General features: G+C 58.6%; 11 protein-coding genes. 7 read left to right on the top strand and 4 right to left on the bottom strand.

What is annotated here, in order from left to right:
• Nucleotides 1–2: 2 nt before the first annotated feature.
• Entirely contained in the window at nucleotides 3–560 is a 558-nt protein-coding gene (locus tag AC27VU_RS00465) for a hypothetical protein (protein ID WP_172488780.1), read from the bottom strand.
• 333 nt (nucleotides 561–893) lie between these two features.
• Nucleotides 894–1,808 (bottom strand): LysR family transcriptional regulator, encoded by a 915-nt coding sequence (locus AC27VU_RS00470; protein WP_027612769.1) that lies wholly within the window; start codon nucleotides 1,806–1,808, stop codon nucleotides 894–896.
• 270 nt (nucleotides 1,809–2,078) lie between these two features.
• Here AC27VU_RS00470 and AC27VU_RS00475 point away from each other — a divergent pair, with 270 nt between their 5' ends.
• From AC27VU_RS00475 to pgm, 4 genes are all read left to right on the top strand, one after another.
• Nucleotides 2,079–3,101: a zinc-dependent alcohol dehydrogenase family protein gene (locus tag AC27VU_RS00475; protein ID WP_488723128.1), complete on the top strand. Its 1,023-nt coding sequence runs from the start codon at nucleotides 2,079–2,081 to the stop codon at nucleotides 3,099–3,101.
• A gap of 547 nt (nucleotides 3,102–3,648) precedes the next feature.
• Entirely contained in the window at nucleotides 3,649–5,109 is a 1,461-nt protein-coding gene (locus tag AC27VU_RS00480; RefSeq protein ID WP_488723129.1) for a hypothetical protein, read from the top strand.
• Between the two features lie 48 nt (nucleotides 5,110–5,157).
• Nucleotides 5,158–6,558: an aminotransferase-like domain-containing protein gene (locus AC27VU_RS00485; RefSeq protein WP_488723130.1), complete on the top strand. Its 1,401-nt coding sequence runs from the start codon at nucleotides 5,158–5,160 to the stop codon at nucleotides 6,556–6,558.
• Between the two features lie 96 nt (nucleotides 6,559–6,654).
• Nucleotides 6,655–8,301: a phosphoglucomutase (alpha-D-glucose-1,6-bisphosphate-dependent) gene (gene pgm / locus AC27VU_RS00490; protein WP_473019666.1), complete on the top strand. Its 1,647-nt coding sequence runs from the start codon at nucleotides 6,655–6,657 to the stop codon at nucleotides 8,299–8,301.
• 186 nt (nucleotides 8,302–8,487) lie between these two features.
• Here pgm and AC27VU_RS00495 read toward each other — a convergent pair whose 3' ends face one another.
• Nucleotides 8,488–9,183 carry a pirin family protein gene (locus AC27VU_RS00495; protein WP_003225024.1) on the bottom strand — a complete coding sequence of 232 codons (696 nt, stop codon included), beginning with the start codon at nucleotides 9,181–9,183 and terminating at the stop codon, nucleotides 8,488–8,490.
• 280 nt (nucleotides 9,184–9,463) lie between these two features.
• On the opposite strand from AC27VU_RS00495, the gene AC27VU_RS00500 reads away from it, so the two are divergent.
• A complete protein-coding gene (locus AC27VU_RS00500; RefSeq protein WP_488723131.1) occupies nucleotides 9,464–11,938 on the top strand; it encodes a UvrD-helicase domain-containing protein in 2,475 nt (824 codons plus the stop codon).
• A gap of 58 nt (nucleotides 11,939–11,996) precedes the next feature.
• On the opposite strand, the gene AC27VU_RS00505 is transcribed toward AC27VU_RS00500, so the two are convergent.
• On the bottom strand, nucleotides 11,997–12,269 hold the full coding sequence (locus tag AC27VU_RS00505; RefSeq protein WP_045122460.1) for a DUF1652 domain-containing protein: 273 nt from the start codon (nucleotides 12,267–12,269) through the stop codon (nucleotides 11,997–11,999).
• Nucleotides 12,270–12,532: 263 nt separating this feature from the next.
• Here AC27VU_RS00505 and AC27VU_RS00510 point away from each other — a divergent pair, with 263 nt between their 5' ends.
• Together AC27VU_RS00510 and AC27VU_RS00515 are read left to right on the top strand one after the other, a co-directional pair.
• The gene (locus AC27VU_RS00510) at nucleotides 12,533–13,348 is read left to right on the top strand and encodes a helix-turn-helix domain-containing protein (RefSeq protein ID WP_226499291.1); all 816 of its coding nucleotides are present in this window, start codon (nucleotides 12,533–12,535) and stop codon (nucleotides 13,346–13,348) included.
• Between the two features lie 52 nt (nucleotides 13,349–13,400).
• The gene (locus AC27VU_RS00515; RefSeq protein ID WP_103483489.1) at nucleotides 13,401–14,807 is read left to right on the top strand and encodes an NAD(P)/FAD-dependent oxidoreductase; all 1,407 of its coding nucleotides are present in this window, start codon (nucleotides 13,401–13,403) and stop codon (nucleotides 14,805–14,807) included.
• Nucleotides 14,808–14,824: the final 17 nt, after the last annotated feature.

Below are 14,824 nucleotides of genomic sequence, written 5' to 3' on the forward strand. Positions count from 1 at the left end.
CTTCAAGCATCCTCGCCGACGTTGTTGTAGGTCTTGCGGTTGACCAGCCAGGGCAATGCTGGCTGGCTGCGAACGTGTTTGTAGCGGCCCCTGGCGAATTCGTAGGTTTTCAGTTCCTTGAAATAGCGACTGCGCCCGTGCCATTCATAGGTCACGAGAAATACCAGCAATGGCTTGTCCGCGTGTTCCCAAACGCCGTGTATGCGCTCCAGCGCCATCTGCAGTTCATTGACCCTGGTGTAGCCGATGAAGGTCTGAAACACTGCATCATCGGCGCGTTTCAGCAGCTTTTCGAACTCATTAATATCGGTATGGGCGCGTTTCCATTCCCATTCCACATAGGCCAGGGTTTGTTCCGGAAAACGTATGACTGCATCGGTACGGCCGCCTTGCTCGAACAGTGCGCGAGCGCCGAGCAGGGTCGCGCATTGCCTGACCACCAGGCCGATATGAATAGTCCAGTTGGCAGGGTTGGCCATGGAGTGCTCCTCTGTCACGGGAAAGTCGCGATACCAGAGGCAGTTGAAGAGGGTTACGAAATCTCGTTGGATGCGTTTCACCGGCATTCCTTGCATGGGGCGGAGGAGGGGGCATTGACGAGGCATTATGCCGTCATATTTTTTTACATTCGCACGCATTTGTTCAGTGCGGCTAGTGGCGCGCTCACTACGACTCGGCCATTGATACGGGGTAGGGCTGAGGGCTCATATCTTCTTCAGTCCATTCACCCTCATCAATAGCCTGCTTGGCCTCAGGCTGGGGGCATCCTTTTTAAACCATCCAAAGCATGCCCTCAGATATGCCCCCAATGTAGCAATGCACTGGAGGTGGATGGATCTCCATGGTCCTTGAAAAGGCAGAAGTGATCGGATAAACAGCCCGCCATCCGGCCCCTAGAGACTCTCAGGGTCGCCAAAAAACATCTGAATCCGCGACCGTAACCAACGCTCCCCGGGATCATTATCCTGCGACCCGCGCCACGCCATGTGCAGCTCAAACGTGCGCGTCGGCAACGGCGGGTCTTCCGCCCGCACGCCACCGGCGGCCGTCAGTGCATCGGCGGTGTAATCCGGTACGGTGGCGACGATGTCGGTGCCGGCGAGCAACGTACTCAAGCCATTGAACTGCGGCACGGCCAGCACCACGTGGCGCTTGCGCCCGAGTTTCTCCAGCTCTTCATCAATAAAGCCACTGAGGTCGCCGGCGAACGACACCAGCGCATGCGGGCGGGCGCAATAGTCATCCAGACTGAGCGGGCCGGGCACGGTGTCGGCGCGCAGCAGTTTCGGCTGGCTGCGACGCAGCACCTTGCGTTTGGCGTTGGCCGGCAGGTCAGTGGTGTAGCTGACGCCGATGGAGATTTCGCCAGAAGCCAGCAGCCCCGGCATCAATATGTAGTTGACCCGACGCACGACCAGCACGATGCCCGGTGCTTCGGCGCGCAGACGTTTGAGCAGCATTGGCAGCAGGGCGAATTCGACGTCGTCGGACAGGCCGATACGGAATACCGAAGTGCTGGTGGCCGGATCGAACTCAGCCGCACGGCTGACGGCGGTGGAAATCGAGTCGAGCGCCGGGGAGAGCAGGGCGAAGATCTCCACCGCGCGGGCGGAGGGTTCCATGCTGCGCCCGGTGCGCACGAACAACGGGTCATCGAACAGGCTGCGCAGGCGCGAGAGCGCCGCACTGATTGCCGGCTGGCCAAGAAAAAGCTTCTCGGCGGCGCGGGTCACGCTGCGTTCGTGCATCAGAGTTTCGAATACGATCAACAGGTTCAGGTCGACACGACGCAGGTCATTACGATTCATCTGGAGTCCTGGCAGAGTCATCAAGCTTGACGAGAGCGGCCATATGAGAACAATGGCCGGCATGAATATTACGGGGAAAGGCTGGTACTCTGCACCGCTAAATTCAGCTTTACCGAGCCGGTTGCGGTATTTTTTTCATCGATTTTGCCAATGCCGTCCATACTGCGGAATCAATGACAGGCATGTCGACTATTAATAGCCACTGATAGTCTTGGGTCAAAAGCCCAGATAGAGTTCAGGGCATTAGAGGTTACTTTGACGAGGTTTGCGATGTCCCGCACGATCCGTTTTCACAAGTTTGGTCCGGCCGAGGTGCTCAAATGCGAAGAGCATGCGGCCGCTCAGCCAGGTCCCGGCGAAGTGCAGGTGCGTGTCGAAGCGATCGGCATCAGCTGGTACGACATTCTCTGGCGTCAGAACCTGGCCTCGTCCCAGGCGCGCCTGCCGTCCGGTCTCGGCCATGAAATGGCCGGTGTGGTGACCGCCGTCGGCGACGGTATCGGCGATCTGTCGGTTGGCGACAAGGTGGCCAGTTTCCCGGCGCAAAGTCCGAACGACTATCCGGTGTATGGCGAGCAGATCGTGCTGCCACGCACCGCGCTGACCCGCTATCCGGATGTGCTCAGCCCGGTAGAAGCCAGCGTGCATTACACACCGCTGTTGATCGCCTATTTCGCCTACGTCGATCTGGCACGGGTCAAACCCGGGCAGTTTGCCCTGGTCACTGACGCCAGCCATTGCGCCGGCCCGTCCTTTGTCCAGTTGGGCAAAGCCCTGGGTGTGCGGGTGATCGCGGCAACGAAAACCGCTGAAGAGCGCGAATACCTGCTGTCGCTGGGTGCCGAGAAAGTCATCGTCACCGAGGAAGAAGATCTGTTGATGCGCATCAACAAGATCACCGACAGCCGTGGTGTCGACGTGGTATTCGATGGTCTCGGCGGCCCGCAAATGTCGTTGCTCGGTGATGTGCTAGCGCCACGTGGCAGCCTGGTTCTGTACGGTCTGCAGGGTGGTAACCAGACACCATTCCCGGCGTGTGCGGCGTTCCAGAAAAACATTCAGTTCTTCGTACACTGCATCGGTAACTTTACCGGTAAGCCCGAGCTGGGCATCACCCAGGACCCCGTCGCCTTGCAGCGTGCCCTGCGTGACATCAATCAGCTCACCGCCGACCGCGTACTGCTGCCACTCAAGACTCGGGTCTTCCCGTTCAACGAGTTCGTCGAAGCACATCGCTACATGGACGAATGCCCATGCCGCGAACGGGTCGCCCTTCAGGTCGAACCTGCGTAACGCCCTCCAAACAGAGTCCGTGGCCCCACGGACTCTTGCGTTGTACCCCTCGCAAATAATCAGACATACCGGACAGGGTGCGTGACCGGTTGTGCATCTGAACCGGTTTTTGTCCGCTATCTGTATCTTCTAATCGGCATTTAAGCCCTGATAATTGAATGATTACTTTCATCTCAAGGAATGAGCCATGTCTGTGCATTCTGTTTTGTTTGCCGTGTTTAATATTTCCTCCTGTGGGCGATATACCGGTTTCTGTTTAATGGCTGTAGGTTATTTCCTATTGTCGTTCTGCTTTTGTTGTACTCAATGTTCGTGGGACGCTGTAAGAAGTTTCCTCAGATATTTTTCACTCAGGGAAAACTCAATGGTGACGGGGGTTTACGTCACCTAGAGTGGCGAAGATATCGACTTCCATGCGTCAAGTGTTTCAAATAACTTCAAAAGCATAAGTGTTAGTATTTGATCGTCTATTACTTATTGATGAATTTATTGCGCCAGCTTCGCTGCTGATGCGCGATATGAATTTTTTACGCCGGGTAAAGTACTGATGAGCACGATCCATGATCAGGCAATGAACTATGTCTATCAGCAAGTATTGCAGCGTCTGCTGAGCTTCTTTTCCAGAGCCGAACGCACAGCATTGCAATTGCTGATTCAGCGGCTGGTGGTGGCCGCGGGTGGAATGGAGCGCATGGGTGAATACAAGGTCATGGTGACGCCGTCCGGTACCCGTGACAGTTGCTATACCCTGGCGTTGCTGCGCGCCGCGCAGCTGAGTATCGCTGGTCGAGCGCCGGCCACTTTTCAGTTGCGTGTGGCCACATTGCGCTGGAGCGGAGCGGGGGCGGCGCCCGGAAATATGCACCGCAGCTTCGCCGCACTGTTTCTGTACGACGATCCCCGGGTCGAGTTGCTGATGGTGGATCATCGTCAGGTGTTGCCATTCAATCACCTGGCGCCGCCCGACAAGGACAGTACGGAAGCCAATCGCACCAACCTACTGATGATGGGGCATCGACGGGCTTCGGACGAAAAGCTTGAGTTGTGGGATGACGCATGCCTGGCCTGGGCGGAGTTTTGCGGCCAGATCGCCCGCTGGGGCAATGGTGTCGACGCCTGGGTTGCCAGCGAGTCGCCGCGTCGACAAAAGCAATTCATCGATAACCTCGATCGGGCGGTGCAAAAGGCGGGGCTCGGTGCGCTGTCGCCCAATGCCGGAACATTCGATGAGCTGTTCGCCTTGCTCGACGGATTGGGAGGGGACTTATATCGTGGTTTTTACGCCGAATCCGAGCGCCGCTGCTGGCGTCCGGAAGACGGGTTCGAGTCATGCCGTCGCACAACGTTTGTCGACATTCACGACATGGCGGTGGGCAACCTGGAAGAACGCTGGCCGCTGCTCAGCGAGTTTCTCGGGTTTCAGGCAGAGGAGTGGGTGTTCCACCAGGGCGAGGGCGAATATGCCGACCCGTTGATCAAGGCCCATTTGCGCGGCCTGGAGGCGGAATTCCTCGACGGCCGCAGCTATGAAACCGGATTTTCCCAACATGTTCAGCACATGCTGGCGACCATGCAGCAGCAACGGGTGCCGGAACCGGTATGCGAGCAGATGATTGCCAGGTTGGGGCAACAGCCGGCGCTGGATGAACTGCGCGAGGCCGCGGCGAACTGCATTCACGCGACCTATGGCTTGAATGAAACCCAATGGGTCTGCCTGTTGTTCACGCCGTTCATTGACCGTGGTGCCGGCCTCGAGCGGTTCCTGCGCCGTTGTCATCCCGGCATGTTGGTGGCGATGCCCGATTTGCATCGTGCCATGCAGGGGCTGCACGGCCCGGAGCAAGTGCTGCAATGGATGACGGATGTCAGTGGTTTGCCGGTCAGGCTGATCAGTCGTCTCTACGCCATGGAGTCATTGCCGGTGCGTGGCGCCGCCCCGAACGCAGCAGACGCCGCGCACCAAACGGCTATCGACGCCAGCGTGGGTGAGCGATCAGCGGAACGTTGAGGTGAGCGCTCCATTCTTCGGCGCATCTGTGTCAACGGTATTGGGCCCATGAAGACTGCGCGGGAGCCCGGTTTTGCTTATCAGGCGGTCTATCGCTACCTGATGCGGTTGATAGCGGAGTCGGCTGGCGACGGCAACGCCAGGCTGCCGTCGTTGCGCCAGTTGGCCAATCGTCTGAACGTATCGATCTCGACCATTCAATACGCTTATTCGTTGCTGGAGAAGGAAGGCAGGATCTATTCAGTCGCCAAGTCCGGGTACTACGCCCGGGCGGTGGCGCAGGTTACGCAGCCAGCGTTTGGCAATGATCTGCTCGAAACGGTCTACGTCAATGCGCGGCGCCCTGGGATGCGATTGTTGAGTGCCGAAGATCCGGTTTCACTCCAATCGCTGGACAGCCCGTTGCTGTTGATGGAGCGCGAACTGCTGCGCCAGTACCCCCGGCAGCCACTGTTGCTCGGCCAGCCCTGTGGTGACTCGGAGTTGCGCGCTGCGCTGGCGGCCCGCTACACCACCTCGCCGAGGCAATGCTGGCATGCCGAGGATGTCTACATCGGTGCGGATCTGCGCGGGGTACTGGAAATCCTCGTTGCCGTTCTGCAACTCAAACACGCAACCGTTCTGGTCGAGTCGCCGTGTGACTGGTTGATACTGCGGTTACTGCAGGCGGCAGAGGTGCGCGTGATCGAGCTGCCGTTGCTGGCCTGTGGCGGGCTGGAGCCGCAACTTCTGGAAACACTGCTCAAGACTGAAAGCGTGCGGCTGATTCTCCTGTCGTCGGGCCTGAGCATGCCCCGTGGCACGCAGGTACCTGCGGATAACCGCGACATCATTGCCGGACTGCTTCGCGAGCATGGCACCTGGGTGCTGGAAAATGATTGCTATGGCGAGCTTGGCGAGGGAGTGGACGGCGAGCGCTTGCGTGATCGGCTGGATCCTGACCGGCTGTTGATCTTCTCCTCCTTCGAGAAAATCATTGGCATCGAGGCCCCATACGGGTTCGTGTTATCGCGCCAATGGAAAAACGAAATGCTGCGGCATTTTCTGATGCGATCATTCCGACTGTCCCCGATCCGTCAGAAAGCCATTGCCCGACTGTTTGGAAACGGCCGGATCGACCAGCACCTGCATGTACTTCGCAGGCTCCTCAGGGAGTGCCGGGCCCCGATGATTCAGTTGCTGCGCGAGCGTTTGGGCGATGCACTTCAGGTCGTCGAACCGCAAGGCGGTGCGACCGTCTGGGTACGGGCACTGCGTCCGGTGGACATGCGCGATGTGTTCCAGCGCCTGCTCCGACAACAGGTATTGATTGCGCCGGGCGAACTGTTCAGTTTGCAGGGATTGCACCGTCGTCATCTGCGCCTGAACCTGCTGGATCATAGTGACACCGGTTTGGCAGGGGCGATTGCACTGCTGGGCGATGCACTGCGGTTGGCACCTCTTGAATGAACGTTGAAATCTGTCGGATAGATCCCGTCGCGCTGTGGTCAAACTGCCAGTAAACTGCGCTGTATTTCCTGAACCACTCTATTTCAGAGGTTTTGCATGACTATCAGTCCTTTTGCGGGCAAACCGGCACCGGCAGAATTGTTGGTCGACATCCCGCGACTGGTAACGGCTTATTACACCGGCCAACCGGACGCTTCGATTTCCACCCAGCGTGTGGCGTTTGGTACTTCCGGGCACCGCGGCAGCTCCTTCGACCTGAGTTTCAATGAGTGGCACGTTCTGGCAATCAGCCAGGCGATCTGCCTGTACCGCGAAGCCCAGGGCATCGATGGCCCGTTGTTTGTGGGCATTGATACTCACGCACTGTCGACCCCGGCCGGGGCCAGCGCGCTGGAAGTGCTGGCGGCCAACGGCGTGACCGTGATGATCGCCGAAGGTGACGAATACACGCCAACCCCGGCGATTTCACACGCCATTCTCTGCTACAACCGTGGCCGCACTTCGGGCCTGGCGGATGGCATCGTGATTACGCCGTCGCACAATCCGCCGCAAAGCGGTGGCTACAAATACAACCCTACCAACGGTGGCCCGGCCGATACCCACATCACCAAGTGGATCGAAGCCAAGGCCAACGAACTGCTCGCCAACAAACTGGCCGGCGTCAAACGCATCAGCTACGAGCAGGCGCTCAAGGCCAGCACCACTCACCGTCACGATTATCTGAACACCTACGTTGCCGATCTGATCAACGTGATCGACTTCGATGCCATTCGTGACGCCAAGCTGCGTCTGGGTGTCGATCCGCTGGGCGGAGCAGGGGTGCGCTACTGGTCGGCGATTGCCGAGCATTACCGTCTTGATCTGGACGTGGTGAACAAGCAGGTCGATCCGACTTTCCGTTTCATGACGGTCGATTGGGACGGGCAGATCCGCATGGATCCTTCCTCCAGCCATGCCATGCAAGGTTTGATTGGTCTCAAGGAACGTTACGAGGTGGCCTTCGCCTGCGACCCGGATCACGACCGTCATGGCATCGTCACCCCTTCGGGTGGTCTGCTGGCGCCGAACAACTACCTGGCGGTGTCCATCGACTACCTGTTCCAGAATCGTCCGCAATGGCGCGCCGATGCCGCCGTGGGTAAAACCGTGGTCAGCAGCGGTCTGATCGATCGCGTGGCCAAGCGTCTGGGACGTCGTCTGTACGAAGTACCGGTCGGTTTCAAATGGTTCGCCGATGGCCTGTTTGACGGCTCGTTGGGTTTTGGTGGCGAGGAGAGTGCTGGCGCTTCGTTCCTGCGCAAGGATGGCGGCGTCTGGAGCACCGACAAGGACGGTTTGATTCCGGCGTTGTTGGCGGCTGAAATGACCGCCCGTACCGGCCGTGATCCAAGCCAGGCCTATCGCGCCCTGACCGATGAACTGGGCGAACCGTTCTCGGTGCGCGTCGATGCCAAGGCCAACCCTGAGCAGAAAGCGCTGCTGAGCAAGCTGTCGCCGGAGCAAGTGACTTCGACCGAGCTGGCAGGCGAGAAGATTCAGAGCATCCTCAGCCACGCGCCGGGCAACGATCAGGCCATTGGTGGCCTGAAGGTGATGACCGAAAACGGCTGGTTCGCCGCGCGTCCTTCGGGTACTGAAGACATCTACAAGATCTACGCCGAAAGCTTCATTGGCGACGATCACCTCAAGCAACTGGTGGCCGAAGCGCAAACGCTGGTGGATGGAGCAATCAGCACCCAGTGATCTTCAGGGAGGTGAGTTCTTTCTGTGGTGAGGGGATTCATCCCCGATGGACTGCGTAGCAGTCCGCTCCAACGGTAAAGAAGGGCCGCTTCGCGGCCAATCGGGGATGAGTCCCCTCGCTACAAAGGTTACAAAAAAGGGGCGACCATGACGGTCGCCCCTTTTTTTCGCCTGCAGTTCAGGCCATCAAGCCAGATCCACCAACACGATTTCGCTGTCTTCGAGCGCGGTCACGGTCAGCACCGACTCATGTTCCACAGCAACTCCGTCTCGAGCTTGCGCACGCAAGCCATTGACTTCAATCAAACCGGTGGCAGGCACTAGGTAGGCTCGGCGTCCGGCATCCAGACGATATTCAGCCGTTTCCCCAGCCTTGATATTCGCCGCGACCAGCCGCGCATCGGCGCGAATGCGCAGGCTCTGGTCGTCACCGTCCTTGCCGCTGGCCAGGGTCACGAACCCTTCGCGCTGGCCTTTGGGGAACGGTTTGGCGCCCCACGATGGTGGCGCGCCGGTTTCGGTTGGAAGAATCCATATCTGGAAAATCCGCGTTTCCTGGTCTTCCAGGTTGTACTCGCTGTGAGCGATGCCCGTACCGGCGCTCATGACCTGTACGTCGCCAGCCTCGGTACGGCCCTTGTTGCCAAGGTTGTCCTGGTGGGTAATCGCACCTTCGCGAACGTAAGTGATGATTTCCATGTCGCGGTGCGGGTGTTGTGGGAACCCGGTGCCGGCGGCGATCACATCATCGTTCCACACCCGCAGATTGCCCCAGTTCATGCGCTGCGGGTCATAGTATTCGGCGAACGAAAAGTGGTGATGGGCATCCAACCAGCCGTGATGAGCGCCGCCCAGCGTGTTGAAAGGTCTGAGTTCAAGCATGATCGTCTCCTCAAAAGGTTCGTCATGGGGCGCAACGCCAGAGGCCACGAAGCGAGACCGTTGGTTAATGACGGGCATCATCCTTCAGTCAATCATCGAGAAAAAGCGTAAAAAGTGCGGCATTCTCATCGAATCTATTGATGGGAAACAGGCTCGAAACGATCTCACCCAACTTTCAGTTCATCGCCTAAACCAATGACCTGTAAGCATTTCGCTAGAACTCATGGGCAAATAAAGACACCATAGCCCCCAACAGCCTCACACACTGGAGCCCATCAGCGTGGCGCAACACACTCCCGATCTTCCTCCCGAACTTCGTCCGTTGGCCGAGATGCCTTGGTTCAAACGTCTGGCCGCGCGTTTCTTCGGCCATGGCCTGACGCGTTTGCGCGCCCAGCACCGTGCCTCTTGGCTGCACGGTCAGGCTGACGGGTTTCGCAGCGGGCACACCGCGGGTGTGGAGTACGGTTTCAAAGAAGGAAAACTCGAAGGGCTGGAGGAAGGTCGCCAGGTCCTGCTGATTCGTGACAGCCGCAGCACCGAGCATCGTCCGCCGAGCGTCGACAACCATCTGTTCGATGATTGGCGTCTGCCACTCAGCGCCGAACTGAAGAAACGCATGAAGGCCGATGTGGCACGCCTGCTGCCCGAGCACGCCCAGCCAAGCGTCGCGCAATGGAAGATGATTTTCAGTGATACACCCTCAACCTCGGTGATTGCCGGGGCCGGTGCGGGTAAATCGACGACGCTGGTGCTGCGTATTCTGTTGCTCACGCATTATATGGGCTTTGAACTCGACTCGATGACCGTGGTGACCTTCACGCGCGAATCACGTAAGGATTTCATCAATAAACTGATCGAGATGTTCGCGCTCTGGGGACAGATATTGAGTCTGAAACAGGCGCGGGATCTGGTGCGGACCTTTCACTCGCGCATTCTGCCGATGGTTCGCAGCCTGCCGGGCTTCGAGCGTTTGCAGGCTTTTGAAAACCTCAGCAATCGACCACAAGGGGCTGACGAGGACGTCGACAGCAACCCGTTCGATTTGCGGATCAACGATGCCCAGCGCCAGCAGCTCAACGCCTGCTACCACCGGTTATTCAATGAAGACGAGCGTTTTCGCCCGTTGATTCAGCCGTTGGCCAAGGCTGCCTTGCAGTTGAAGGAACTGGAGCGCGATCACCCGGACGTGCAGAAGCGCATGGCGGTGACCGAACTGGCATCCAAACGCGACGAAGAACTGTGCGACGCCATCGAAGACCTGTGGTTTCGCGCCGGTGCCTGGCCGATCAAAGGCATTGAGCCCAACCGGCAGACGTTCGAGATCAACGGTTCGACCTTTCATTGTCATGGCTACATCCCCAGCCTCGATGCCTGGGTGGTGCTTGGCTTCGATCCCCGGGAAAACCCGCAGATCTGCCGGCCCAACGCCAAGCTCAGCGTACGCGCCGAGTGGGCTGTAAAACGCACCCTGTTTCAAGCTTTCTGCCGTAAGCCATTGATTTGGCTAGATAGTTATGAAATGTCAAAGCGAGTTCTGTCGACGTTGGCCGGCGATGCGAGCGCGGGTCCCGGGTTCGATTACAAGGTCAAAGGTGAACTGGTCTCAGCGCCGCTGCTGGACTGTTTTGTCGCGGCGGCCGGTTTCATCGAAAACCTCGGGCTGGATGTGCCGGACGCTGTCGGTCGTATGAGTTTTGCCAAGGATGATCCGGATCGGTTTTTCTTCGAGGCGCTGAGCCTGTTCTGGCGTGCCCTGGAAGATCATTTGCTTGATCAGAAGCCGCCGGTGATGACCTACAACCGGATGTTCGCGCTGTTCAGCGAACACTCGCCGGAAAATCTCAAGCTGCTGAGTGATGAGCTGCTGCGGCCCATGTCGCACTTGATGATCGACGAGTTTCAGGACGTATCGCCGCAAATCGTCTCATGGATCCGCGCCAGCCTTGCGGAAATCCGCAGTCGTGGCCCGGCCATGCATGTCGGGCGGGGCGCACAGCGTTCGTCGTTGCTGTGCGTGGGTGACGACTGGCAGTCGATCTACGGCTGGCGGGGCAGTTCGCCGAGTTACTTCATGGAGTTCAACAAGGAATTCCCGTCGCCGAGCACCACGCGGGTGATGCTCAGTGACAATTACCGCAGCCATCAGCACATCATCGATGCCGCCGAACACATCGTCCGCGCCGCGCCGGCAATTCCGGGCAAGAAGGCCAAGGCCAGTGGCGCAGCCAAGGCATTGCAGCCGGTAAATGTGCTGGAGCGCGATGATCAGGCTTTGGGTCAGCGCCTGGCCGAACACTACAATCGCGGCGATTCAATCTTGATGCTTTATCGAAAAAGCAGTGATAAGTCATTGATAGAACAGCATATACAGTCTGTAGTTAATGTGGATTCGAGCTTGCCCTACGAGGCTCGACGCCTGAAGCAACTGACCTATCACAGCGCCAAAGGTCTGCAAGCCGACGCCGTGTTCCTGCTCGGTGATTGCCAGCACCTGACCAGTTCGCCGTACAAGAATCAGGTGTACCGCATGGCCGGGCTGGGCAAGGCCGGTGACAGCGAGCCTTATGACACGGCGCAAAAGGACGAGATCCTGCGTCTGGCTTATGTCGGCATCACTCGGGCGGTCAGCCATTGCTATTGGTACGTCGAGCCGCAGGACAACCAGGCAGTAAACATGCCGAGGGCGTCCGATCGGGTTGCGCAAGGCAAGGCGTTCTTTGTCGATCACCGCTCGCAAGCAAAAACCGGGTAACCGCCGCGCACAAAAAAAGCCCGCATTTACGGCGGGCTTTTTTACTTAAAACAACAACTTATGCGTAACTCCTGAAAGATTCCGGAGGAATGAATGCCTCCAGCTCATCCTCTACGGCCTCGATAATGCGCTCGACATCGGCCGCGTTCATCACCGTGGCACATGGAATGCCGGCGATAGCGATCATGGTTTCACCGCTGGCGCGATCAAACAGACGGGCAATCATGCTGCCCGGTGCATCCATCGTTGCTTCGAAACCCATGGGATGAAAGTGCCAGCGCATCAGCTGGCACGCGTTGGGGAAGGTGACTTTGCTCGAAGCTTTATTCATGTGTTGCCCGCCTTCTTCATCGAGCGCTTCCTTTTGCTCATGTTAGGTGGGAAGAGCCTTCATTGGCTCAACCGTTCAGTGACTTTAAAAGTAGCATCCGGATGTGAAATCTCTGTGAGATTTTTCAGTTCATTTTGCGATTGCTTCGCGTTTTTTGATGTAAGTCACGCTCTGGTCATTGATCGCCAAAAGGCCACTACGGTTTGCTCGTTGATCGTTTTCATGAAGTTGGGCAAGCTCGACTCTTTTGCACCGAGCCCTTTATGCACGCCGACGATGACGGCCCCGAACAGACCCCGGCCACGGCCGCCACGGTCATGCGCTATCACCTGAGCTGGAAGCACCGCGATCTGGACAGCGTCATGGCGCTGTATCACCCGGACGTCCAGTACAACGATTTCTTTCAGAACCGGGTCCTCGGCCTCGACGAACTGCGCGAGTACGTGCGCGTGAGCATGCCGCGAGAATCCGACGAAGCGCTGGAGCATTGCGACCGGATCCGCGTGGATGGCAACACTGCGTTCATTCAGTACGAAGTGACCCTGCGCGGCGGCGACGGGCTGGTGTCATTCCGTTCCAGCGAAGCGATTACCGTCAAGGACGGGTTGATCTGGCGGGTCAACGAATACGCTTCACTGGTCCGTGCGCAAACCAACGGTGCCGTTGCACCCAGTCAGCGCCCGGCGGTGAGTCGCCTGGGCTTGTCGCCGCGCCAGATCAGTTTCATGGCCGAGGATCTGCAGCAGTATTTCGAACGCCAGCAGCCGTACCTCGATCCGGAACTGGACCTGCAACGAGTGGCGAAGGAGTGCGGGTACAGCCGCAATCAGATTTCCTATCTGCTCAATCAGGTGTTGGGCCAGAGCTTCTATCGCTACGTCAACCAGGCACGCTTGCAGCACTTGCTCAAGTCACTGGATCAGGCCACGCCGCCGCTGCGTATCGACGAGCTGGCGTTTGCGGCCGGTTTCAACTCGCTGTCAGCGTTCTACAGCTGTTTCCGCCAGCACACCGGCCAATCCCCCAAGGCTTACGCCAAACAAATTTCTTTGCGGGCACGCGCGCAAGACATTCGCTGAAGGCACGCACTAGGATCGGCGCCATCGAAGGTTTTCAGTGGCGGAGTCTTGCATGCCGGCGTGGCGCACTATCAGTTTGTGGATGGATCAACTCGACGAGCCGCTAACCGCGCGGCCAGCGCTGGAGCGGGATCTGGATGTCGACGTTGCAATCATCGGCGCCGGTTATACCGGGCTGTGGACCGCGTACTACCTGAAAAAACTCGCTCCCGGTCTGGATATCGCCATCGTCGAGGCGCAAACCGCCGGTTTCGGTGCGTCCGGGCGCAATGGCGGCTGGCTGATGGGCAACCTGCTGGGCGAGGATCGACTGCTTGCCGGGCTCTCGCCACAACAACGCCGCGCTTCGTTCGATCTGCTGCACAGCATCCCCGATGAAGTGGAAGTTGTGCTCGAACGTGAGGGCATCGACTGCGATTACCGCAAAGGCGGGGTGCTGTACTGCGCCGCACGCTATCCGGAGCAGGAAACCAGCCTGCGTGAATACCTCGACAAACTGCATGCTCAGGGCCTGACCGACAACGATTATCGCTGGCTCAGCCCCGAGCAACTGGCGCAACAGATTCGTGTGGCAAAACCCTACGGCGGCATCTATGCGCCGCATGTGGCGACCATTCACCCGGCGAAACTGGTGCGCGGTCTGGCGCGCACCGTGCAGAACATGGGCGTGAAGATCTACGAAAACAGCCCGGTCACGCACTGGCAGTCCGGCAGCCTGCGCACGGCCAAGGCCAGTGTGCGCAGTCGCTGGATCGTGCCAGCCGTCGAAGGTTATTCGGTGACGTTGCCGCCGCTGGGCCGCTATCAGTTGCCGGTGCAAAGCCTGATTGTCGCCACCGAACCGTTGTCGGCAGCGACCTGGGATGAAATCGGCCTCAACCGTGGCCAGGCCTTCAGCGAGTTCAGCCGCCAGGTCACCTACGGCCAGCGCAGTGCTGATAACCGCCTGATCTTTGGCGCCCGCGGTGGTTACCAGTTCGCCGGCAAGCTGCGGCATAACTTCGATCTGACCCGCGATGAAGTCGAGCTGCGCCGCTATCTGTTCGGCGAATTGTTCCCGCAACTGAAAAACGTACAGATCACCCACGCCTGGGGCGGCAACCTCGGCATGTCGCGGCATTTCAAGCCGCACATGCTCTGCGATCGCGCCAATGGCATCGCGCTGTCCGGCGGTTATGGCGGGGAGGGTGTCGGTGCCAGCAACCTTGGCGGCCGCACCCTGGCCGATCTGATTCTGGAGCGTGACACCGAACTGGTGCATCAGCCGTGGGTGCTGCCGGATGGCGGGATACATGCGCTGCGCGCCTGGGAACCGGAGCCGTGCCGCTGGCTTGGCTACAACGCGATCATCAAAAGTTTTGTCCACGAAGACCAGACCCTGGCCAACCCGGCCACTGCACCGTGGCGGCGCAAGCTTGCCAGCCAGGTCGCGGGTTTCATGGAAGGTTTCATGCACTAACCGCCGTTTTCTTCAAA

This window comes from Pseudomonas sp. 14P5.3.2 (genome assembly GCF_057799175.1).

Coding starts and splice junctions, on each gene's coding strand:
- AC27VU_RS00485 (WP_488723130.1), top strand. CDS start 5,158: ATGAAGACTGCGCGGGAGCCCGGTTTTGCTTATCAGGCGGTCTATCGC.
- AC27VU_RS00495 (WP_003225024.1), bottom strand. CDS start 9,183: ATGCTTGAACTCAGACCTTTCAACACGCTGGGCGGCGCTCATCACGGC.
- AC27VU_RS00470 (WP_027612769.1), bottom strand. CDS start 1,808: ATGAATCGTAATGACCTGCGTCGTGTCGACCTGAACCTGTTGATCGTA.
- AC27VU_RS00480 (WP_488723129.1), top strand. CDS start 3,649: ATGAGCACGATCCATGATCAGGCAATGAACTATGTCTATCAGCAAGTA.
- AC27VU_RS00510 (WP_226499291.1), top strand. CDS start 12,533: ATGCACGCCGACGATGACGGCCCCGAACAGACCCCGGCCACGGCCGCC.
- pgm (WP_473019666.1), top strand. CDS start 6,655: ATGACTATCAGTCCTTTTGCGGGCAAACCGGCACCGGCAGAATTGTTG.
- AC27VU_RS00515 (WP_103483489.1), top strand. CDS start 13,401: ATGCCGGCGTGGCGCACTATCAGTTTGTGGATGGATCAACTCGACGAG.
- AC27VU_RS00505 (WP_045122460.1), bottom strand. CDS start 12,269: ATGAATAAAGCTTCGAGCAAAGTCACCTTCCCCAACGCGTGCCAGCTG.
- AC27VU_RS00475 (WP_488723128.1), top strand. CDS start 2,079: ATGTCCCGCACGATCCGTTTTCACAAGTTTGGTCCGGCCGAGGTGCTC.